Source organism: Klebsiella sp. RHBSTW-00484 (assembly GCF_013705725.1).
Lineage (GTDB): Bacteria > Pseudomonadota > Gammaproteobacteria > Enterobacterales > Enterobacteriaceae > Klebsiella.
Genome location: NZ_CP055481.1, coordinates 1,297,871 through 1,320,881, shown reverse-complemented (window position 1 = coordinate 1,320,881; position 23,011 = coordinate 1,297,871). Strand labels below are relative to the sequence as shown.

The window sequence follows — 23,011 nt, the reverse complement described above, 5'->3', positions numbered from 1 at the left end:
GACAGCACTGGATGCATCATGATCAGCGTATTCGATATTTTTAAAATCGGCATTGGCCCTTCCAGCTCCCACACCGTTGGACCGATGAAAGCGGGCAAACAATTCACGGACGATCTTATTGAGCGCGGGCTGCTTCCCGAGGTAACCAAAGTCATCGTCGACGTCTACGGCTCCCTTTCCCTGACCGGTAAAGGCCACCACACCGACATCGCGATTATTATGGGCCTGGCGGGCAACCTGCCGGATACCGTCGACATCGACGCTATCCCTGGCTTTATCCAGGACGTCAACACCCATGGCCGCCTGATGCTGGCAAACGGCCAGCAGGAAGTCGCGTTTCCGGTCGATCAATGCATGAATTTCCATGCCGACAACCTGTCGCTGCATGAGAACGGCATGCGGATTACCGCCCTGGGCGGTGACCAGGTTCTCTATAGCCAGACCTACTACTCTATCGGCGGCGGCTTTATCGTCGACGAAGACCATTTCGGTCTGACCAACGACGCCTCGGTCGCCGTCCCTTATCCCTACAAAAACGCCGCCGATTTACAGCGCCATTGCCAGGAAAGCGGGCTGTCGCTTTCTGGCCTGATGATGCAAAACGAGCTGGCGCTACACAGTAAAGAAGAGTTAGAACAGCACTTCGCTGCGGTCTGGGAAGTGATGAGCGGCGGGATTGAACGCGGTATCACCACCGAAGGCGTCCTGCCGGGCAAGCTGCGCGTACCGCGTCGCGCCGCCGCGCTGCGCCGGATGCTGGTAAGTCAGGACAACACCAATAGCGACCCGATGGCGGTGGTGGACTGGATCAATATGTTCGCCCTGGCGGTCAACGAAGAGAACGCCGCCGGTGGCCGCGTGGTGACCGCGCCGACCAATGGTGCCTGCGGCATCGTGCCTGCGGTGCTGGCCTACTACGACAAGTTTATCCGCAAAGTGAACGCCAACTCGCTGGCGCGCTATCTGCTGGTTACCAGCGCCATTGGCTCACTGTATAAAATGAACGCATCGATCTCCGGCGCTGAAGTAGGCTGCCAGGGTGAAGTCGGCGTGGCCTGCTCAATGGCAGCGGCCGGTCTGACCGAACTGCTGGGCGGTAGCCCCGGTCAGGTGTGCATCGCCGCAGAAATCGGCATGGAACACAACCTCGGCCTGACCTGCGACCCGGTTGCCGGGCAGGTGCAGGTGCCGTGCATCGAGCGTAACGCTATCGCTGCGGTCAAAGCCGTCAACGCCGCGCGTATGGCCCTGCGCCGCACCAGCGAGCCGCGCGTGTGCCTCGATAAAGTCATCGAAACCATGTACGAAACCGGCAAAGATATGAATGCCAAATACCGCGAAACTTCTCGCGGCGGCCTGGCGATGAAGATTGTCGCCTGCGATTAACGCTCACGCCCGGTATGCTGCGGCATATCGGGCCTCTCTCCTTCATTTACGTTATATAAATGAAAATTTAGTTATTTATTGGTTATAAAGACGATTTGTTACCTTACGCAAAACCGCTTAAGGAGAACGAATCATGCTCAAACTATCTCGCCCGGCCCTGCTGCTACTACTTGCTGGCTTATCCACTTCCGCGCTGGCGAAAACGCCGGAAACCGTCAATATCGGCTACCAGAAAGCCAACATCTTCGCGCTGCTTAAATATCGCGGCACTCTTGATGAGAACTTTAAAAAGCAGGGGATCGCCGTGCGCTGGATAGAGTTCCCGGCCGGGCCGCAAATGCTCGAAGGGCTGAACGTCGGCAGCATCGACCTCGCCGCGACCGGCGATGCGCCACCGGCCTTTGCCCAGGCCGCACAGGCAGATCTGGTCTATCTGGCCCATTCACCGGCGAACCCGAAAACAGAAGCCATTGTGGTGGCGGAAAACTCAGCGATTAAGACTGTCGCCGATCTTAAAGGCAAGCGCGTGGGGTTAAACAAAGGCTCCGATGTGAACTACCTGCTGGTGACCGCGCTGGAAAAAGCTGGACTAAGCTATAAAGATATCACCCCGGTCTACCTACCGCCTGCCGACGCCCGCGCCGCCTTCCAGCGCGGGGCGATTGACGCGTGGGTTATCTGGGATCCGTTCCTGGCGGAAGTGGAAACTAATGCCAAAGCCCGACAGATTCGCAACGCCGAAGGGCTGGTGCCGCACTACACCTTCTATCTGGCAAGCCGTAAATTTGCCGATACTTATCCGGATACTGCGAAGCAAGTGGTTGATGAACTGGATAAACTCAGCGAATGGGCCAATAGCCATCAGGATGATGCCGCCGGGATCCTTTCCACCTCAACCGGGCTGGATAAGGCCATCTGGCTGAAGACGCTGGCGCGCCTGCCCTATGGTGCCGAGCGCATGACGCCTGCGGTCTACAACGAGCAGCAGGCGCTGGCGGACACCTTCACCCGCATCGGCCTGCTGCCGGTGAAAGTCGATGTTCGCAGCGCCACCTGGTCGCTGGATAAACAATAATTCGCTTTCCCTTCCCGGAGGCGATGCTACGCATCTGTCCGTATATGGACACCTCCCGTGATGCAAGCTATTTTTTGTGTGAGTCACCAGGGTAAGTTGCGTTCGTATATCCGGCCTCTCTTTCGGTACCGTCGTACCCGGGCCATGATGTGTTCTGCGCACCTGCTTCCTTTCGGGCTATCGGCTTTGCTTCGCAGGGAGCCTTCGGACAGGCCGGATTTCTCAGGTGCTGGTCTTACCGGTTACTCATCACGCTAAATCGCTTCGCAATCTCACGACAGGGTTACTGCTCTTTTTACTGCATGGCTCACGGGGCGTCGGTTAACCGGCGACCCGTGAGCCATGGTAATCTTCTCCGCGACTCATCACCGCCCACGCTATCCGCACATTCTTGTTCGCCAGCGCCACCGTCGCGATATTCCGGTTCCGTCTTTCCGCCACCGACTGCAGCCACTGGCTCCGCCGGTCTTCTTTGCCTGCACATGTCTTCAGAACTGACCGTGCCCCGTGGATGACCAGCGTACGCAGGTAGCTGTCACCCCGCTTGCTGATATGCCCCAGCTGCTGCTTACCGCCGCTTGAGTGCTGCCGGGGAACCAGCCCCACATAAGCCGCCATCTCCCGACCGTTCTTAAACTGCGTCGCGTCACCCAACAACGCCACCATCGCGCTGGCGGTTATCACGCCGATACCTTCTATTTTCATCAGCCGCTGGATGCAGATATCTTCCCGCGCCGCCTCTGCGAGCCGCCGGTCATGCCCCGCCACCCGGTCATCCAGCATCCGCAGCTCTTCGGCCAGCTCGCACAGCAGGCGCATAAACCGGTCATCCCACTGCTCCTGCTGTGACAGTATCTCCGGCAGCGCCTTACGCAACTGGCTGATGCCGACCGGCAGCACCACGCCGAATTCGCCCAGAAAGCCCCGTATCTCGTTGCACAGCGCCGTGCGGCTTTTTATCACTCTGGCCCGCACGCGATGCTCAGCCTGAAGAGTCTGCTGGCGCTCTGTCTTAACCGCGACGAAGCGCATGGCGGGGCGGCTGATGGCTTCACAGATGGCTTCGGCATCGTTGGCATCATTCTTGTTGCCCCTGAGGTAGGGCTTAACAAACTTCGGGGGAATAATGTGCACGGTATGTCCCATGCGGGTGAGTTCGCGGGCCCAGTAGTGGGATGACGCGCAGGCTTCAATCCCGACGGTGCAGGGAGCCAGCTGAGAGAAATAAGCGTGCATGTGGGCGCGGCGGAGAGATTTCCGCACGACGACATGTTCATGGTGATCCACAGCATGGATCTGAAAGACATTTTTTGCCAGGTCAAGACCGATACGTTTAATATTCATGGTGGACACCTCCTCCTGTGGACTGCAGGTAACACTTCCAGTCTGGCACGTTCTGATGCCGTAAGGTGGGAGGTGTCCATCACATCGGGCTACAAAACAGCACGGATCGGTAGCCCGGACAGGCGCAGCGCGCCGCCTCCGGGAAAGCGCTCCGCCCTCACAAACCGCACGAGCCAGTCCCTCGCCCCTTTGGGGAGAGATACCGTCTTGCCGGTTATCCTGCAAGTGGTATTTCAGCGTTAAATTCATGCCCGGATTTCACCACACCATAAGCCAGCTGCAGTAATTTCCTCATTCCTGCACACACTCGCTCTTTCCCTGTCTTACCCCGGGCTGCAAGCCTTTCCATCAGGTTTTTCACCACCTTATTGCATCTTCCTGCCACTACCGCTGGCATATACAGTGCGCTACGCAGCTCTGCATGGCCCACTTTCGACAGCCTGCTTTTCCCTTTCCACATCCCTGACTCACAACGACGAGGATTCAAACCAGCATACGCCACCAGTGCCTTGCTGTTGCTGAACCGTCGCAGATTTCCTGCGAACGCCAGCAGGCTCACACTCAGCATGTCTCCTATTCCGGGGATACTTTTCAGTAGCTCCCGGTCCCGCTTCAGGTCTGGGTTATCATCGATATGCCGGTTGATTTTATTGCGGGTTTCTTCAATCAGCTCATCCAGCATCGTAACGTGTTCATTCAGGGAAGGAACGATGACTTCATCTGCTGCCTCAAGGCGGTTCATCTCCATCTGACGCATCTCTTCCAGGTTACGCAGGTGGCGTACCAGAGCCGTCAGTTGTCGTTCGCTCAGCGGCGCAGGATGCCAGGGGGCCGGCTGATACAGAGCGCAGTAGCGCGCTATCAGCGCCGCGTCGCTTTTGTCCGTTTTATTGCGGGTCAGTTCAGTGTTTGCGAACGCATGGATACGTGCCGGGTTTTCAAGGCTGACGCAGCAGCCATTATCGGCCAGCAGGGTGGCCAGTTCAGTGCTGTAGCAACCTGTTGCCTCCATGCAGACATGACAGTGACCAAAACGCGCCAGCCAGTTCAGAAATTCGCGGCATCCGGCTGGGGTATTGGCGAATTTTTTGGTTTTGTACTTCTGGTTTGGCAGCAGGACAGCAACGTCGAATTTGAGTTTGGCGATATCAACGCCGACAGGGACAAGATTCATCATGGTACTCCGTAACCTTATGAATATTATCGCCGGACCATCCTTATATGTGGGTGCTCAGGGCACAGGATACCGTTCGGTCTTGAGGCGACAGGGAAACAGGTTACCGGGGCATAATCTCTCCCGCGGGCTCAGGGGCTCCAGGGCTGGGTGATGCTCACCGGTAACCTCCCGATGATCAGTCGGGGATCTTCTCCGCCGGAACGGAGAAGGTCAAGACATAAGGGTTAGGGTGAGGGGAACCAACTGCATCATCTGTTCTGGCCTGGTAAAACTCAACCCACCTTCTCTTCGCTCCCGACCGCGACCGGTGCGCCGTGGCGATAGCTGGCCCCCGGATGCGGCGCTGTCAGCCGTGGACCTGCGCCAAACAGCTTTTCACGCAGGGTTCCCTCGCGATACTCTTGCTTAAACACGCCACGCTTTTGCAGCTCAGGGATCAGCAGGTCGACCACGTCGCGGAAGGTTTCGTGCGTCACCGCATAGGCGAGGTTGAAGCCATCGACGTCGGTCTCCTCCACCCAGGACTGCAGTTCATCGGCAACCGTCTGCGGGCTACCCACCACTAGCGGGCCGAAGCCGCCGATCCCCGCCCAATCCGCCAGCTTCTGCACCGTCCACTGGCTATTCGGGTCAGCGGTTGAAAACGCCTCCACCATCGACTGAATCGCATTGGTATGCAGATACTCCAGCACCTGATCTGGCTGATACTGACCAAGGTCGATTCCGGTCCAGCCCGAGAGCAGCGCCAGCGCCCCTTCGTAGCTGACGTACGGTTTATACTCCTGCCATTTCGCCTGCGCTTCGCGATCGGTCTCACCGACGATGACCGTCTGCATATTGAAGATCAGAATGCTGCGCGGATCGCGGCCGGCCTCTTCGGCACGACGGCGAATATCCGCCACCGTCTTTTTCAGCAACACTTTTGACGGCGCGCCAACGAACACGCACTCCGCATGCCCGGCGGCAAACTGCTTACCGCGGCTGGAAGCTCCCGCCTGATAGAGCACCGGCGTGCGCTGCGGTGACGGTTCACATAGATGGATCCCCGGCACCGAAAAAAAGTTGCCCTGGTGGTTTATCGGGTGAATCTTTCGCGGATCGCTGAAGATCTTACGCTCCCTGTCGCGCAGCACCGCACCATCTTCCCAGCTCCCCTCCAGCAGCTTATAGACCACCTCCAGATACTCATCGGCATAGTCATAGCGGGCGTCGTGATCGGTCTGCGCTTTCTGGCCAATATTACGCGCGCCGCTCTCAAGGTATGAAGTCACAATATTCCAGCCGACCCGCCCTTTGGTCAGATGGTCGAGAGTCGACAGACGGCGGGCGAACGGGTACGGATGCTCAAAGGAGAGCGAAGCGGTCAGGCCGAATCCCAGATGCTCCGTCACTAGCGCCATCGGCGTAATCAGGGCCAGCGGATCGTTAACCGGCACCTGTGCCGCCTGGCGAAGCGCCGCATCGCCATTGCCGTTCAGCACATCGTAAACGCCGAGCACATCGGCAATAAACAGGCCATCAAACTTACCGCGCTCCAGCAACCGCGCCAGATCGACCCAATACTCAAGGTCTTTATACTGCCAGGAGCGGTCGCGCGGATGGGCCCATAGCCCCGGCGACTGATGGCCGACGCAGTTCATATCAAAAGCATTCAGGCGGATTTCACGTTGTGATGACATAGCACTTCTCCACGGCGCGCCCCGGCAGCGGGACGCACGCATAATCATTAAGGGAATCAGGGATAAAAGACGTTCAGAACGCCGGACATCGGGTGGATTGTTTGATGCCCAGGGTTAGCAGAGCTTCGGCGGCGACGTCGGCGGCATGGTCAGCCACCTGCGGCAGGCCCATCAGTTCACCAAAGAACCCCCGCGCGGCAGGACCGGAGATCAGCAAGTTGGGCACGGCACGGCCCTCCCGATCAACGGCGCGGGAGCGCTCATCAACATCCAGCCCCAGCCCAAGGGCATCGGCGCGAATCAGCCCGCGCTGGCTCAGTTGGCGCAGCAGCGGCTGGCTGTCGGTCAACGCGCCGTGCGCCGGGCCGGTGGTTAAAATTAAATGTTCAACAGTCACTCGTTGCGGTTCACCGCGCCGGGGTGACAGGGTTAGCGTCAGCTTTTGCGCGTCTCCTTCAAGTGCCATAAGCCTGGCGGCCTGTACGCTCAGGTTGCCGTCACGCTGGCGCTGTTCAAGCACCTCAGCAACCTGCGGGGCGATACGGTAGCGGTGAACATCCCAGTAGCTGCGCAAATGGCGCAGAAAACGCTGACGATCGGCAACCGTCAGTCCCTGCCAGATGCGTTGCCCCTGATTACGCACCGCGTCCAGTACCACCTGCCAGGCCTGTCCCTGCTCCGCTGCGCAGTCGATATCCTTGCGGATCTTCCGCAGCCGCTGGCGCAGCGAACCCTCGCCGTATTCAGCGGGCCAGCTCCCGCTGTTGCCGCTCAGGTTGCTGCGGGATAACAGCCCACGGCGTGAAAACGCGGTAATAGGCCCCCGATGGCCCAGGCGCGTTAGGGTGGCAACGGTGTCCGCCATCGTCAGGCCAGTCCCCATAACCGCCACGCTCACCTCTGGTGCGATATTTTCCAGAGCGCCCGCTCGCCAGGGGTTCGCGATTAACGCCGGATGTTTCTCAAACGGTTTAGCCAGCAGCGGTAAAGAAGGCGGCGGATGGCTTATCGCCAGTACCAACAGATCGGCTGATAATCGACGACCACCGTCGGTGACCACCTCGCCATCATTAAAGCTCAGCGCCTGTTCGCGCAGATGTACCAGCCGTCCTTCACTGGCGCGCGCTGCCCCGGCAAAACGCTCGGCAACGTAACGGCCAAACTGCCCGCGCTGCGGATAAACCACACCGTCCGCTAGCAGGGCCTGCGGGTCATCAGCAAAAGCAGGCTGGCGGCGGTACCAGCTATCGAACGCGCCCTCCTCTTCACCCGCAAGCTGCATCCGTGCGGCAGGAACGTTGATCCGATGGCTCGGTTCGGTAGTCGAATACGCGACGCCCGCGCCGGGAACCTCGCGCGGTTCCAGTAGAGTCACCCGCACGCCAACCGGGGCCAGGCGCAGGAGATGAATCGCCACCGCCGCGCCGCTGAATCCGCCGCCGACAATCACCACATGGGGTTCAGTTTGCATAGTCCAGCGCCTTCAACATTTGGCCTCCTCTCAGCTTGCGCTGACCTGTTTTACCGGGCGCTTATCGCCGCCGATGGTTTCGCCAAACGGGCCGGTATTCACACTACGTGCTTTCGGCTGATCATGGCCTGCCAGCGGCAGTAGCGGCATCACCAGGTCTGCGAAGCGATGCGCCTCTTCCAGATGCGGATAGCCGGAGAAGATAAAGTTGGTGATACCGAGCGCCTGATATTCACGAATGCGTTCCGCCACCTGCTGTGGGTTGCCAACCAGCGCCGTCCCTGCCCCACCTCGCACCAGCCCTACGCCCGCCCACAAGTTTGGCGCAATGCGCAGATTGTCGCGCGACCCTTTATGCAGCGCGCTCATCCGCGACTGTCCGGTGGAGTCCATGCGGGCAAAAACTTTCTGCGCCTGGGCGATAGTCTCGTCATCAAGATGAGAAATCAGGCGATCGGCAGCAGCCCACGCTTCCTCTTCGGTTTCACGAACAATCACGTGCAGACGAATACCGTATTGCAACGTGCGTCCACGAGCGGCGGCACGTTCGCGCACTACGGCCAGCTTTTCGGCCACCAGCGCGGGCGGCTCGCCCCAGGTCAGGTAAGTATCGATTTGGTCAGCAGCGACATCGATGGCATCTTCAGAAGAACCGCCAAAATAGAGCGGCGGTCCGTTTTCCTGCACCGGAGGAAACAGCACTTCCGCGCCCTCAACGTGGATATGCTCGCCGTGATAGTCCAGCTTTTCGCCTTTCAGCAGGCGCGAGTAGACATCGAGAAATTCGCGGGTGACCTGATAGCGTTCGCCGTGGCTGAGGAAAATACCGTCGCCTTTGTTCTCCACCGGATCGCCGCCGGTGACGACGTTAATCAGCAGCCGACCGCCGGACAGGCGATCGAGCGTCGCCGCCATTCTCGCCGCCAGCGTCGGCGGTTGCAGGCCTGGACGGACGGCGACCAGGTAGCGCAGACGGCGGGTCAGCGGCGCCAGCGCCGAGGCCACCAGCCAGGAATCTTCACAGCTTTTCCCGGTGGGGATCAGCACGCCGTAGTAGCCAAGGCTATCGGCCGCCAGCGCCACCTGCTGCAAGTAAGGCAAATCAACCGGGCGTCCCCCCTCTGCGGTACCCAGATAGCGGCCATCGCCGTGGGTGGGCAGGAACCAGAACACATTGATTTTATCGTCGGTTTTTTGCGTCATTATCTCTTTCCTATATAACCATATTCGATATTTATCGAAGTGTTGTTTTAATTTAGTTATATGAGTGTTAGCGATAATCATGCCAATGGTGAATAAAAAATTAACCAAACAAATTCAGTGCGTTGGCAGAGATTCAATTTCATCTTGCTGTTGCAAATGCGCCAGCCAATGCGGCCAGGCTGTCGTTTTTGCAACAGTCCGGCGGGTTTACCCTCTGGCTTCCGCCGTCGGCACAGGATAAGTTCAGGGCATCAACTACCGGAGATCCGCCATGCTGAACCCTGAATTCCCATCCGCTACGCCCGTGCTAATCGACCCGGCGTCAAAAGCGTTTCAGAGTCTGCTGGATAAACTGGCCCCTACCGAAGCGACGGTGCTTATTGTCGGCGAAACCGGCACCGGTAAAGAGGTTGTCGCCCGCTATCTGCATCACCACAGCCCGCGCCGTCACCGGCCGTTTCTGGCGGTCAACTGCGGCGCGCTCAGCGAAAGTCTGGCGGAAGCGGAGCTGTTTGGTCATGAAAAAGGGGCCTTTACCGGCGCGATACAAAGCCATCCCGGATGGTTCGAGGCAGCGCAAGGCGGCACGCTGCTGCTCGATGAAATTGGCGAGCTGAGCCTGCCGCTACAGGTCAAGCTGCTGCGCGTCCTTCAGGAGCGCGAAATCACCCGTGTAGGCTCGCGCAAAGCGATCAAGGTCGATGTGCGGGTGATCGCCGCCACCCACGTTGATCTAATGCAGGCCATCCGCGAACGTCGTTTCCGCGAAGACCTCTACTACCGGTTGAATATCGCCATCGTGCCGCTGCCGCCCCTGCGCCAGCGTCGCCAGGATATTCCCGTGCTGGCGGACCATTTCCTCTCGCTCTACGCCCATCGTCTGGGTAGCCCGGTTCGCCGTCTGGCTCCGGAAACTCTGGCAAGGCTGATGGATTACCCCTGGCCGGGCAATATCCGCGAGCTGGAGAACACCCTGCATAACGCGGTGTTGCTCAGTAAAGAAGAGGTCATTAGCCCCGCCCAGCTACGGTTGACGACCCTAAGCAGTGCGCTACCGGCAGCCAGCGATAATGAACTGGACGACTTTATTCACCACCAGCTCTCCTTACCGGGCGAGCCGCTGTGGGAGCGGGTCACCGGGGCGTTGATTCGCGGCGCAATGGCCCACTGCGACGATAACCAAAGCCAGGCCGCGGCGTTGCTGGGCATTAGTCGCCACACGCTGCGCACGCAACTGGCGAATTTTGGCATGATTAAAGGCCGCCGCAGGCTGGAGCCGACTTATCGTCCGGCGGTAAATAGTGATAGTCATGACCGGGAACTGCGCATCGGTTTTCAGCGCTTCGGCAACCTCGGTATCCTGAAAGCGCGGCAAAGTCTGGAGAAAGCCTTTGCCAGCCACGGCGTCAGCGTGCTGTGGAGCGAGTTCCCCGCCGGGCCACAGTTGCTGCACGCGCTGGCCTGCGATGAGATAGATTTCGGTACCACTGGCGAAGCGCCGCCAGTCTTCGCTCAGGCCAACAACAGCGATCTGGTCTACGTCGCCTGGGAGCCGCCCGCACCGCAAAGCGTGGCGATGGTCGTCCCGCAGCACAGCGATATCCACACCATTGCCGACCTGCGCGGCAAGCGCATCGCGCTGAATAAAGGCTCTAACGTTCACTGGCTGCTGCTGCATATTCTGGAAGAGGCCGGGCTAGAGTTGAATGACGTCAAAGTGGTCTACATTCCACCGAAATACCCGCTAACCGCCAGCGATTATCTAACAGTTGATGCGTGGATGATGTGGGATCCGCTACTCAGCGATGCGGAATATAGCGGTGAATTACGGGTCGTCACCAGCGGCGAGGGGCGCGTCAACAACCACCATTTCTACCTCTCGCGCCGCGACTACGCCATTCGCAATAACGATATTATGCAGCGCCTGGTAGCCGAATTAACGCAGACCGGGCAGTTTATCGACCTGCACCGTGATGAAGCTGCAAACCTGCTCTCTGCGGAGCTGGGGCTTAACGCCGCTTCGCTGACCCGAGCATTAGCCCGCCGCAGCCATCGAACACGCCCGATGGATCTCAATGTGATTCGCGCCCAGCAAAGTATCGCCGATCGTTTTTACGCCCTGGGGCTTATCAACAAACCGATTTCGGTGCGCGAAGCGGTCTGGTACGGCGACGCCACTAATAGCGAACCCAGCCTGCTGATGCACGTCGATTAGGTCGAAACTGCGAGTCATCTTCCTGATTCTCCAGGTGCTAATAGCCTCACCCGCGCGGCGATGTTACCCTAAAAGGCATTAAGAACAGGAGCCTATCTATGGGGACATCCGTGGCCGTTCATCTACTCATCGTCGACGCACTTAATCTCATTCGCCGCATCCACGCGGTGCAGGGGTCGCCCTGCGTTGATACCTGCCTGCACGCGCTTGAACAACTGGTGGTCCATAGCCAGCCGACTCACGTCGTGGCGGTGTTTGATGATGAAGACCGCGCTCACGGCTGGCGGCATCAGCGCCTGCCGGACTATAAAGCCGGGCGCGCACCGATGCCGGAAACCCTCGAAGCGGAGATGCCAGCACTGCGAGCGGCGTTCGAGCAGCGTGGGTTCCGCTGCTGGGCGATCTCCGGTAGCGAGGCCGACGACCTTGCCGCCACTCTGGCGGTGAAAGTGGCGCAAGCCGGGCATCAGGCCACCATTGTTTCCACCGATAAAGGCTACTGCCAGCTGCTGTCGCCAACTATCCGCATTCGCGATTACTTCCAGAAACGCTGGCTGGATGCGCCGTTTATCGCCAAAGAGTTCGGCGTCACGCCCGAGCAACTGCCTGATTACTGGGGGCTGGCGGGCATCAGCAGTTCAAAGGTTCCCGGCGTGGCGGGGATTGGGCCGAAAAGCGCCGCCCAGCTGTTAACCGATTTTCAGGATCTGGAAGGGATCTACGCGCGACTGGCGGAAGTGCCGGAGAAGTGGCGTAAGAAGCTGGAAGAACATAAAGAGATGGCGTTTACCTGCCGTGAGATAGCACGCCTGCAAACCGATTTGCATCTGGATGGCAACCTGCAACAGCTGCGGCTGACACAGTAGCGCATCCTGCCCGCAGACGACGGCTACCATCCCGCAAACGGCAGTAAGCCCGTTACCCAATGGCGCATCCTGCCCGCAGACGACGGCTAACCCGTAGCCCGATGTGATGGACACCTCCCACCTTACGGCATCATAACGTGCCAGACTGGAAGTGTTACCTGCAGTCCACAGGAGGAGGTGTCCACCATGAATATTAAACGTATCGGTCTTGACCTGGCAAAAAATGTCTTTCAGATCCATGCTGTGGATCACCATGAACATGTCGTCGTACGGAAATCTCTCCGCCGCGCCCACATGCACGCTTATTTCTCTCAGCTGGCTCCCTGCACCATCGGGATTGAAGCCTGCGCATCATCCCACTACTGGTCCCGCGAACTCACCCGCATGGGGCATACCGTGCGCATTATTCCCCCGAAATTCGTCAAGCCTTACCTCAAAGGCAACAAGAATGATGCCAACGATGCCGAAGCCATCTGTGAAGCCATCAGCCGCCCCGCCATGCGCTTCGTCGCGGTTAAGACAGAGCGCCAGCAGACTCTTCAGGCTGAGCATCGCGTGCGGGCCAGAGTGATAAAAAGCCGCACGGCGCTGTGCAACGAGATACGGGGCTTTCTGGGCGAATTCGGCGTGGTGCTGCCGGTCGGCATCAGCCAGTTGCGTAAGGCGCTGCCGGAGATACTGTCACAGCAGGAGCAGTGGGATGACCGGTTTATGCGCCTGCTGTGCGAGCTGGCCGAAGAGCTGCGGATGCTGGATGACCGGGTGGCGGGGCATGACCGGCGGCTCGCAGAGGCGGCGCGGGAAGATATCTGCATCCAGCGGCTGATGAAAATAGAAGGTATCGGCGTGATAACCGCCAGCGCGATGGTGGCGTTGTTGGGTGACGCGACGCAGTTTAAGAACGGTCGGGAGATGGCGGCTTATGTGGGGCTGGTTCCCCGGCAGCACTCAAGCGGCGGTAAGCAGCAGCTGGGGCATATCAGCAAGCGGGGTGACAGCTACCTGCGTACGCTGGTCATCCACGGGGCACGGTCAGTTCTGAAGACATGTGCAGGCAAAGAAGACCGGCGGAGCCAGTGGCTGCAGTCGGTGGCGGAAAGACGGAACCGGAATATCGCGACGGTGGCGCTGGCGAACAAGAATGTGCGGATAGCGTGGGCGGTGATGAGTCGCGGAGAAGATTACCATGGTTCACGGGTCGCCGGTTAACCGACGCCCCGTGAACCATGCAGTAAAAAGAGCAGTAACCCTGTCGTGAGATTGCGAAGCGATTTAGCGTGATGAGTAACCGGTAAGACCAGCACCTGAGAAATCCGGCCTGTCCGAAGGCTCCCTGCGAAGCAAAGCCGATAGCCCGAAAGGAAGCAGGTGCGCAGAACACATCATGGCCCGGGTACGACGGTACCGAAAGAGAGGCCGGATATACGAACGCAACTTACCCTGGTGACTCACACAAAAAATAGCTTGCATCACGGGAGGTATCCATATACGGGCAGGCGCTTTGCGCCGCCCCCGGGAGCAAAGTGCAGAGGGGCAGAATTTCCCGGAGGCGATGCTTCGCATCTGTCCGGGCTACCATCCCGCAAACGGCAGTAAGCCCGTTGGCCAATGGCGCATCCTGCCCGCAGACGACGGCTAACCCGTAGCCCGGGCAGGCGCTTTGCGCCGCCCCCGGGAGCAAAGTGCAGAGGGGCAGAATTTCCCGGAGGCGATGCTGCGCATCTGTCCGGGCTACCATCCCGCAAACGGCAGTAAGCCCGTTGCCCAATGGCGCATCCTGCCCACAAAGCGGCATCAAACACAGGCCGGATAAGGCGACACGCCGCCATCCGACAGCCGGGAGAAAACGTTCTCTTAGGCTTTATTCTTCGATACGTAATCCGTAGGTTTTGAACTTTTCCAGCACGATAGCAATCGCCTCGTCATCAAGCACCGGAACCGGATCGACAATAGCCAGTGTGCTGAGGTAGAGCTGCGCCAGCACTTCCACCTCATGCGCCAGCCACAGGGCCTTTTCCAGATTCTCTTCGCAAGCAATCAGGCCATGGTGCTGCAACAGCGTCGCTTTACGGTTTTTAAGGGCCACTGCCACATATTCGGACAGCTCGCGGGTACCGAAAGTGGCATACGGCGCGCAGGGGATAGAATTACCGCCCGCCGCCGCAATCATGTAGTGAATAGCCGGAATAGGACGGTTGAGGATCGAAACCGCCGTGCAGTGAACCGCATGGTTATGCACCACCGCGTTAGCGTCAGAACGCGTCTGATAAGCCGCCATATGAAAACGCCACTCGCTGGATGGCAGTTTGCCCTGCTCATGCTGGCCATCGGCATCAATATAAACAATGTGCGCTTCGGTCAGTTTTTCATAAGCAATGCCCGTAGGCGTTATGAGCATTCCCCCTTGATAACGCACGCTCACATTACCTGCTGTTCCCTGGTTTAATCCCAGGCGGGTCATTTCCAGGCAGGTATCAATAATCTGCCGGGCCAGTCTATTTCGTTCCATTTCTTACCTCTCTTTATGATGCTCAATACGACAACAGACGACTCACCTGGCATGACGCCCTGGCGCTGTTGAATAATGCGAATAATTGTTCACCATCATCATCCTGAATAATGAGAAAGGAATTTACATCACCACGTTCTGTGATACCCCTCACTTATTTAAAGCTAAAAAAAACAGATAACTCACTTTTAATTTCTCAAAAATGCCCGTTATTACTGATACATTAAAAAACGGGCATTTTAGCGATAATTGTAACAACTGCCCGTATTCCACATTATAAATTCAATCGGTCATTCTCTTTGTGGGTTTTAGAATTAACATTCTCAAACGGTCATGTTTTCCTGATTATTAAAGTGATGATAATCACATAAAATCACTCAATAGATGCTAAGTGTGACCACCATCATATTAAAAGACGTTTTTTATTTGAAAATGCATTCATGAGTTCATTCCGTGATGTTTATTTCACTGTTTACACCGTCACCGGAACTCCCCTGATTTTTGCGGTCTGGTGGGTATAACCAACCACACTCTAATGCTGCTGAACACGCTTCTGAACCAATGAGGATGCTATGGGAAACACAACAATACAAACGCAGAGTTTTCGTGCGGTAGATACAGGGAAAAGCAAGCGCTACATTATTCCCTTCGCCTTACTGTGCTCGTTATTTTTCCTTTGGGCGGTCGCCAACAACCTGAATGACATCTTATTACCCCAATTTCAACAAGCTTTTACGCTAACTAATTTTCAGGCCGGACTAATCCAATCCGCTTTTTATTTTGGTTACTTCGTCATTCCTATCCCTGCCGGGATATTGATGAAAAAATTAAGTTACAAAGCAGGAATTATTACCGGATTATTCTTATATGCTTTAGGTGCAGCATTATTCTGGCCAGCCGCCGAAGTGATGAACTACACCTTATTCCTGATTGGATTATTTATTATCGCCGCAGGTTTAGGTTGTCTGGAAACGGCGGCGAATCCTTTTGTTACCGTTTTAGGGCCAGAAAGTGGTGGACACTTCCGACTTAATCTGGCGCAAACTTTTAACTCTTTTGGTGCCATTATCGCCGTCGTCTTTGGGCAAAGTCTTATTTTGTCTAACGTGCCGCATCAATCTCAGGAAGTGCTCGATAAAATGGCGCCCGAACAGCTCAGCGCCTATAAGCACAGCCTGGTGTTATCGGTACAAACCCCTTATATGATCATCGTCGCGGTCGTCTTACTGGTCGCTCTGCTGATTATGTTTACCAAATTCCCAGCCCTGCAAAGTGATGATCATAGTGATGTCGGACAGAGTTCATTTTCAGCCTCCTTTTCCCGCCTGGTGCGCATTCGCCACTGGCGCTGGGCGGTGCTGGCGCAGTTCTGCTACGTCGGCGCGCAAACCGCCTGCTGGAGCTATCTGATTCGCTACGCTATCGAAGAGATCCCCGGCATGACCCCAGGCTTTGCCGCCAACTATCTGACCGGCACCATGGTGTGCTTCTTTATCGGTCGCTTCACCGGCACCTGGCTTGTCAGCCGCTTCGCGCCGCATAAAGTCCTGGCAGCCTACGCCCTGCTTGCCATGATCCTGTGCCTGATTTCAGCCTTCACGGGCGGCCAAATCGGCCTGTTGGCCCTGACGCTGTGCAGCGCATTTATGTCGATTCAGTATCCGACCATCTTCTCGCTGGGTATTAAAAATCTGGGACAGGACACCAAATACGGCTCCTCTTTCATCGTCATGACCATCATTGGCGGCGGCATCGTTACCCCGGTCATGGGTTTTGTCAGCGACGCCGCAGGCAGTATTACGACCGCAGAGCTCATTCCGGCACTTTGCTTTGCCATCATCTTCATCTTTGCCCGTTTCCGTTCACAAACGGCAGCTAACTATACCCAAAATAATTCGAGTTGCTTAAAGGCGGCAAGGGAGTGAATCCCCTGGAGCATAGATAACTATGTGACAGGGGTGAGCGAGTGTAGCCAACACATAAGCAAATTGAAGTATGACGGGTATAAACATTTATCCGAATAACGTGAGGAATCTATAATGAAAAAAATCAGCTTACCGAAAATTGGTATTCGCCCGGTGATTGATGGACGTCGCATGGGAGTGCGCGAGTCGCTGGAAGAGCAAACCATGAATATGGCGAAAGCCACCGCCGCGCTTATCACCGAGAAACTCCGCCACGCCTGCGGCGCACAAATTGAATGCGTGATCGCCGATAGCTGTATCGCGGGAATGGCCGAATCCGCCGCCTGTGAAGAGAAATTCAGCAGCCACAACGTTGGCGTCACCATTACCGTCACTCCGTGCTGGTGCTACGGCAGCGAGACGATCGACATGGACCCTCTGCGCCCGAAAGCCATCTGGGGCTTTAACGGCACCGAGCGCCCAGGCGCGGTGTATCTTGCCGCCGCACTAGCAGCGCACAGCCAGAAAGGCATTCCGGCATTCTCCATTTACGGCCATGACGTGCAGGATGCCGATGACACCTCCATTCCGGCAGATGTCGAAGAAAAACTGCTGCGCTTTGCCCGCGCCGGTTTAGCGGTCGCCAGCATGAAAGGCAAAAGCTATCTTTCCGTCGGCGGCGTGTCGATGGGGATAGCCGGTTCCATTGTCGATCACAACTTCTTCGAATCCTGGCTGGGCATGAAGGTGCAGGCGGTGGATATGACCGAACTGCGCCGCCGTATCGATCAGAAAATCTATGACGAAGCCGAGCTGGAGATGGCGCTGGCGTGGGCGGACAAAAACTTCCGCTATGGCGAAGACCAGAACGCGCAGCAGTATAAGCGTAATGAAGAGCAGAGCCGCGCGGTGCTCAAAGAGAGCCTGCTGATGGCGATGTGCATCCGCGACATGATGCAGGGCAACAAGAAGCTGGCGGAAAAAGGGCTGGTGGAAGAGTCGCTGGGCTATAACGCCATTGCCGCCGGCTTCCAGGGCCAGCGTCACTGGACCGATCAATACCCTAACGGCGATACCGCCGAAGCCCTGCTGAACAGCTCTTTTGACTGGAATGGAGTGCGTGAACCCTTTGTCGTCGCCACCGAAAACGACAGCCTGAACGGCGTTGCCATGCTGATGGGGCATCAGTTAACCGGCACCGCCCAGGTGTTCGCTGACGTCCGTACCTACTGGTCGCCAGACGCCGTTGAACGCGTCACCGGTAAACCGCTCACCGGCCTCGCCGAGCACGGCATCATCCACCTGATTAACTCCGGCTCTGCGGCGCTGGATGGCTCCTGCAAACAGCGTGATGGCAACGGCAAACCAACGATGAAACCGCACTGGGAGATCAGCCAGAAAGAAGCCGACGACTGCCTGGCTGCCACCGAGTGGTGCCCGGCGATTCATGAATATTTCCGCGGCGGCGGCTTCTCTTCCCGCTTCCTGACCGAAGGCGGCGTGCCGTTCACTATGACCCGCGTGAATATCATCAAAGGCATTGGTCCGGTACTGCAAATCGCCGAAGGCTGGAGCGTTGAGCTGCCGAAAGAGATGCACGACCAGCTTGATGCCCGCACCAACTCCACCTGGCCTACCACGTGGTTTGCACCGCGCCTGACCGGTAAAGGCCCGTTCTCCGACGTCTATTCAGTGATGGCAAACTGGGGCGCTAACCACGGCGTGCTGACCATCGGCCACGTCGGCGCCGACTTTATCACCCTGGCTTCTATGCTGCGCATTCCGGTGTGCATGCATAACGTCGAAGAGGCGAAAATTTATCGCCCTTCCACCTGGTCTGCGCACGGCATGGACACAGAAGGTCAGGATTACCGCGCCTGCCAGAACTATGGCCCGCTGTATAAACGTTAATGCGGCTTTGCCCGGTGGCGCAAGCTTACCGGGCCTACGGGCGCGTGAACCGTAGGCCGGATAAGCGCAGCGCCATCCGGCGACGTTTATGGAGTTATATATGAAACAAGACGTCATCCTGGTCCTCGACTGCGGCGCCACCAACGTACGGGCGATTGCCGTTGACCGACAAGGGAAAATTATTGCCCGTGCCGCCACCGCAAACGCCAGCGATATTGCCGTGGAGAACAGCGCCTGGCACCAGTGGTCGCTGGAGGCCATTGTGCAACGCTTCGCACAGTGCTGTCGGCTGATTCGCAGCGAGCTGTCCTCCTGTCGGGTTCGCGGCATCACGGTCACCACCTTCGGCGTCGATGGCGCGCTGGTTGATGAACACGGCGAGCTGCTCTATCCGGTGATCAGTTGGAAATGCCCGCGCACCGCAGCGGTAATGGAAAGCATCAGCCGTTTTATGCCCCCGCAACAGCTCCAGCAAATCTCCGGCGTCGGCGCGTTTAGCTTCAACACCTTGTACAAGCTGATATGGCTGAAAGAGAACCACCCGCAGTTGCTGGAGCAGGCCCACGCCTGGCTGTTTATTTCCTCGCTCATCAACCACCGACTGACCGGGGAATTCACCACCGATATCACTATGGCGGGCACCAGCCAGATGCTGGACATCCACCAGCGGGATTTCAGCCCGGAAATCTTACAAGCCACCGGCCTGCCGCGCCGCCTCTTTCCCCGCCTGGTCGAAGCGGGCGAGAAAATAGGCACGTTGCAATCTGATGCCGCGAACTTACTGGGCTTACCCGCAGGTATTCCAGTTATCTCCGCCGGACACGACACGCAGTTTGCGCTGTTTGGCGCGGGCGCAGAGCAGGATGAACCGGTACTCTCATCCGGCACCTGGGAAATACTGATGGTGCGCAGCGCCCAGGTCAACACGCCGCTGCTTAGCCACTATGCAGGTTCCACCTGCGAGCTGGATAGCCAGGTAGATCTCTATAATCCCGGCATGCAATGGCTGGCTTCCGGCGTGCTCGAATGGGTGCGCAAGCTGCTGTGGACGTCGGAAACGCCGTGGCAGACGCTGATTGATGAGGCACGGGTTATTCCTGAGGGTGCTGAAGGTGTGAAGATGCAGTGCGACCTGCTCGCCTGCCAAAACGCGGGCTGGCAGGGCGTCACGCTCAACACCACTCGCGGTCATTTCTATCGCGCTGCGCTGGAAGGGTTAACGGAACAGCTTGCGCGCAACCTGCAAACGCTACAAAAAATTGGCCACTTTAAAGCGACCGAACTGCTGCTGGTTGGCGGCGGCAGCCGTAACGCACTGTGGAATCAGATCAAAGCCAATATGCTCGATATTCCGATTAAGGTGCTGGATGATGCCGAAACCACCGTGGCCGGAGCTGCAATGTTCGGCTGGTACGGCGTCGGTGAATTTACCAGCCCGGAACAGGCCAGAGCACAGGTGAGCTACGAATACCGTTATTTTTATCCGCAAACCGAACCCGAACTGATTGAGGGAATTTGAGATGCTAAAGACTATTTCACCGTTAATCTCTCCAGAACTGCTGAAAGTGCTGGCGGAAATGGGACATGGGGATGAGATCATTTTTTCCGATGCCCACTTCCCGGCACACAGCATGGGGCCGCAGGTGATTCGCGCCGACGGGCTGTTAGTTAGCGATCTGTTGCAAGCCATTATTCCGTTATTTGAACTCGACAGCTACGCCCCGCCGCTGGTGATGATGGCTGCGGTAGAAGGCGATACGCTCGACCCGCAGGTTGAAACGCGCTATCGCGATGCGCTTTCAGGCCCCGCATCCTGCCCGGATATCACCCGCATCGACCGCTTTGCCTTCTACGAGCGGGCGCAAAAAGCCTTTGCGATCGTTATCACAGGTGAGCGTGCCAAGTACGGGAATATTCTTTTAAAAAAAGGGGTAACGCCGTAATCTCATGCCGCAGCGCCCGTCCAATGCGGGCGCTCATCGAACGCCAGGGTGAGAAAAATGAAAGCGGCACGACAGCAAGCGATTCTAGACCTGCTCATGAACCATACCAGCCTGACCACCGAAGCCTTATCGCTACAGCTTAACGTCAGCCGGGAAACCATTCGTCGCGACCTCAGCGAACTCCAGTCCCAGGGGAAAGTGCTGCGCAACCACGGTCGGGCAAAAGTGATTCATCGGGAAAACCAGGACAGCGGCGACCCTTTTCACATCCGTCTTAAAAGCCATTACGCCCACAAGGCAGATATCGCGCGTGAAGCCCTTGCGTGGATAGAAGAAGGGATGGTTATCGCCCTTGATGCCAGCTCAACCTGCTGGTATCTGGCCCGCCAGCTGCCGGATATCGACCTTCATGTGTTTACCAATAGCCAGCCGATTTGCCAGGAATTGAGCAAGCGCGAAAATATTCAGCTCACCTGCTCCGGCGGTACGCTCCAGCGCAAATATGGCTGTTACGTCAGCTCGTCGCTTATCTCGCAGCTCAAATCGCTGGAAATCGACCTGTTTATTTTTTCGTGTGAAGGCATCGACAGCGACGGTGCGCTTTGGGACTCGAATACGGTCAATGCCGATTTTAAATCGCTGCTGCTGAAGCGGGCTTCGCAATCGTTACTGCTGATTGATAAGAGCAAATTTAATCGTTCGGGGGAGGCGCGGATCGGCCATCTGAATGATGTAACGCATATTGTTTCTGATGTGTCGCAGTCATAACGGTTATTTGCAGTGCCGGATAATAGCTTAACGCCTTATCCGGCCTGCAAAATCGACAAAACTAGCGTTCGTCGCGACGACCACCGACGGCAGCCCACAGGCGGCGCACGTGAACGGTCACTTCTTCGCGATCGTGATACAGCTGGCGCGCCTGGATTTGCGCGTTAATACCGTGCTCGTCCAGTTGCTCCTGAATATAAGCCAGGTTGCGCGATAGCTCTTCATAGCGTTTTTTCATCGGCAGCTTAAGGTTAAAGATAGTTTCACGACACCAGCCGTTTACCAGCCACTGCGCCATTAGCGCCGACACTTTCGCCGGTTTTTCCACCATATCGCACACCATCCATGAGATGTTGTTGCGCGTCGGACGATATTTAAAGCCATCTTCACGCAGCCAGGTCACCTGCCCGGTATCCATCAGGCTTTGCGCCATCGGGCCGTTATCCACCGAGGAGACCCACATGTTGCGCTGCACCAGCTGATAGGTCCAGCCGCCGGGACAAGCCCCGAGATCTACCGCGTACATGCCGTTCGCCAGACGCTCATCCCACTCATCTGCCGGAATAAAGGTATGAAACGCCTCTTCCAGCTTGAGGGTTGAACGGCTCGGCGCGTCAGACGGGAATTTAAGGCGCGGAATACCCATATAGAACGGCGAGTTGTTATTGGACAACGAATAGCCGGTATAGCAGCAACCGGGGGCGATAAAGAACACATGCACCACCGGACGTTTTGGCGTTTCATAGTTGGTCAACACCCCCGCCTCGCGCAGCGCCGCACGCAGCGGTACCGTAAACTTACGGCAGAACTTCATCAGCTCTTTGCTTTCGTTGGTATCAGCGACCTCAACGCGCAGATCGCCGCCTTTTTCGACCACGCCCTGCAGCATGCCGACAATCGGGGTGATCCTGTCTTCCGGCGGCAGGTCGCGCAGCAGCTCGCTGACAACAAACATCTGACGAGCAAACACCAGCGAACTGAACGGCAGTTCACGCACCAGCTTTTCGCCGTCTTCGGCCTGATAGCACTCAAAAATCACATAGCCGGAGTCATCTTTGACTCGGGCAAAACCAAATACCTCAAGGCGGCCAGCCTTATCGGTAATTTCTGCTGCGCACTCTTTCTCAAACCCAGGGCGACAATAGAGGACAACTTTATTCATGAACAACGCCCTTACGTTTCAGACGAATTGCACCAATTAACATTAATACCCAACCGGCAAGGAAGCAGATGCCTCCCACCGGCGTAACGAACGCCCACAGGCGTAAATGCGATAGCGCCAGACAGTACAGGCTGCCGCTAAAAAGAACGGTACCGAGCGCCATAAACACGCTGCTCCAGTAAAACCAGATGCTGATACGGCGCTGCATCGCCACCGCCAGACCAAAAATTGCCAGCGTGTGGAAAGCCTGATATTGCAGGCCGGTATGGATCCAGCCCATTTCCACAACGCCCATCGTTTTACTTAAAACATGCGCACCAAAAGCGCCCAGAGCCACAAAGATAAAACCGCTTATCGCGGTGAATATCAGCATAAAACGGCTGGTCATGTGATTACCC

The 23,011-nt window shown here is 57.0% G+C and carries 18 protein-coding genes; 10 read left to right on the top strand and 8 right to left on the bottom strand.

Annotated elements, in window-relative coordinates; all coding sequences use genetic code 11:
- Positions 1-18 precede the first annotated feature (18 nt).
- Both HV213_RS06390 and HV213_RS06385 read left to right on the top strand, forming a co-directional pair.
- Positions 19-1,386, top strand: a complete 1,368-nt coding sequence (locus HV213_RS06390; RefSeq protein WP_181485078.1) for an L-serine ammonia-lyase — start codon at positions 19-21, stop codon at positions 1,384-1,386.
- A gap of 133 nt (positions 1,387-1,519) precedes the next feature.
- Positions 1,520-2,461: an aliphatic sulfonate ABC transporter substrate-binding protein gene (locus tag HV213_RS06385; protein WP_181485077.1), complete on the top strand. Its 942-nt coding sequence runs from the start codon at positions 1,520-1,522 to the stop codon at positions 2,459-2,461.
- A gap of 321 nt (positions 2,462-2,782) precedes the next feature.
- Here HV213_RS06385 and HV213_RS06380 read toward each other — a convergent pair whose 3' ends face one another.
- From HV213_RS06380 to ssuD, 5 genes are all read right to left on the bottom strand, one after another.
- Complete coding sequence (locus HV213_RS06380) at positions 2,783-3,805, bottom strand: IS110 family RNA-guided transposase (protein WP_181482372.1); 1,023 nt, start codon at positions 3,803-3,805, stop codon at positions 2,783-2,785.
- 214 nt (positions 3,806-4,019) lie between these two features.
- Positions 4,020-4,982, bottom strand: coding sequence for an IS110 family RNA-guided transposase (locus HV213_RS06375; protein ID WP_197975051.1), 963 nt, complete (start codon positions 4,980-4,982; stop codon positions 4,020-4,022).
- Between the two features lie 272 nt (positions 4,983-5,254).
- Positions 5,255-6,661 (bottom strand): LLM class flavin-dependent oxidoreductase, encoded by a 1,407-nt coding sequence (locus HV213_RS06370; RefSeq protein ID WP_181485076.1) that lies wholly within the window; start codon positions 6,659-6,661, stop codon positions 5,255-5,257.
- A 73-nt stretch (positions 6,662-6,734) separates the two neighbouring features.
- Positions 6,735-8,132, bottom strand: coding sequence for an FAD/NAD(P)-binding protein (locus HV213_RS06365; RefSeq protein WP_181485075.1), 1,398 nt, complete (start codon positions 8,130-8,132; stop codon positions 6,735-6,737).
- Positions 8,133-8,162: 30 nt separating this feature from the next.
- Entirely contained in the window at positions 8,163-9,335 is a 1,173-nt protein-coding gene (gene ssuD, locus HV213_RS06360; protein WP_181485074.1) for an FMNH2-dependent alkanesulfonate monooxygenase, read from the bottom strand.
- Between the two features lie 271 nt (positions 9,336-9,606).
- On the opposite strand from ssuD, the gene HV213_RS06355 reads away from it, so the two are divergent.
- From HV213_RS06355 to HV213_RS06345, 3 genes are all read left to right on the top strand, one after another.
- Positions 9,607-11,550: a sigma-54-dependent Fis family transcriptional regulator gene (locus tag HV213_RS06355; RefSeq protein WP_181485073.1), complete on the top strand. Its 1,944-nt coding sequence runs from the start codon at positions 9,607-9,609 to the stop codon at positions 11,548-11,550.
- Positions 11,551-11,660: 110 nt separating this feature from the next.
- Positions 11,661-12,416 carry a flap endonuclease Xni gene (gene xni / locus HV213_RS06350; RefSeq protein WP_181486344.1) on the top strand — a complete coding sequence of 252 codons (756 nt, stop codon included), beginning with the start codon at positions 11,661-11,663 and terminating at the stop codon, positions 12,414-12,416.
- Between the two features lie 186 nt (positions 12,417-12,602).
- Positions 12,603-13,625, top strand: coding sequence for an IS110 family RNA-guided transposase (locus tag HV213_RS06345; RefSeq protein WP_181482387.1), 1,023 nt, complete (start codon positions 12,603-12,605; stop codon positions 13,623-13,625).
- 652 nt (positions 13,626-14,277) lie between these two features.
- Here the strand turns inward: HV213_RS06345 and fucA are convergent.
- A complete protein-coding gene (fucA, locus tag HV213_RS06340) occupies positions 14,278-14,925 on the bottom strand; it encodes an L-fuculose-phosphate aldolase (RefSeq protein WP_181485072.1) in 648 nt (215 codons plus the stop codon).
- 572 nt (positions 14,926-15,497) lie between these two features.
- Between fucA and fucP the strand changes: the two genes are divergently transcribed.
- The 5 genes from fucP to fucR all read left to right on the top strand — a co-directional run bounded on the left by fucP (position 15,498) and on the right by fucR (position 21,451).
- Positions 15,498-16,850 (top strand): L-fucose:H+ symporter permease, encoded by a 1,353-nt coding sequence (gene fucP / locus HV213_RS06335; protein ID WP_181485071.1) that lies wholly within the window; start codon positions 15,498-15,500, stop codon positions 16,848-16,850.
- A gap of 114 nt (positions 16,851-16,964) precedes the next feature.
- Positions 16,965-18,740 (top strand): L-fucose isomerase, encoded by a 1,776-nt coding sequence (gene fucI, locus HV213_RS06330; protein ID WP_181485070.1) that lies wholly within the window; start codon positions 16,965-16,967, stop codon positions 18,738-18,740.
- Positions 18,741-18,840: 100 nt separating this feature from the next.
- Positions 18,841-20,259, top strand: coding sequence for an L-fuculokinase (gene fucK, locus HV213_RS06325; protein ID WP_181485069.1), 1,419 nt, complete (start codon positions 18,841-18,843; stop codon positions 20,257-20,259).
- A gap of 1 nt (position 20,260) precedes the next feature.
- Complete coding sequence (fucU, locus tag HV213_RS06320) at positions 20,261-20,683, top strand: L-fucose mutarotase (RefSeq protein WP_181485068.1); 423 nt, start codon at positions 20,261-20,263, stop codon at positions 20,681-20,683.
- Between the two features lie 57 nt (positions 20,684-20,740).
- Positions 20,741-21,451, top strand: coding sequence for an L-fucose operon activator (gene fucR, locus HV213_RS06315; RefSeq protein WP_181485067.1), 711 nt, complete (start codon positions 20,741-20,743; stop codon positions 21,449-21,451).
- A gap of 61 nt (positions 21,452-21,512) precedes the next feature.
- Here fucR and rlmM read toward each other — a convergent pair whose 3' ends face one another.
- The gene (rlmM, locus tag HV213_RS06310; protein ID WP_110275899.1) at positions 21,513-22,613 is read right to left on the bottom strand and encodes a 23S rRNA (cytidine(2498)-2'-O)-methyltransferase RlmM; all 1,101 of its coding nucleotides are present in this window, start codon (positions 22,611-22,613) and stop codon (positions 21,513-21,515) included.
- Positions 22,606-23,001 (bottom strand): DUF423 domain-containing protein, encoded by a 396-nt coding sequence (locus HV213_RS06305; RefSeq protein WP_181485066.1) that lies wholly within the window; start codon positions 22,999-23,001, stop codon positions 22,606-22,608. The genes rlmM and HV213_RS06305 overlap by 8 nt, the downstream gene beginning before the upstream one ends.
- Positions 23,002-23,011: the final 10 nt, after the last annotated feature.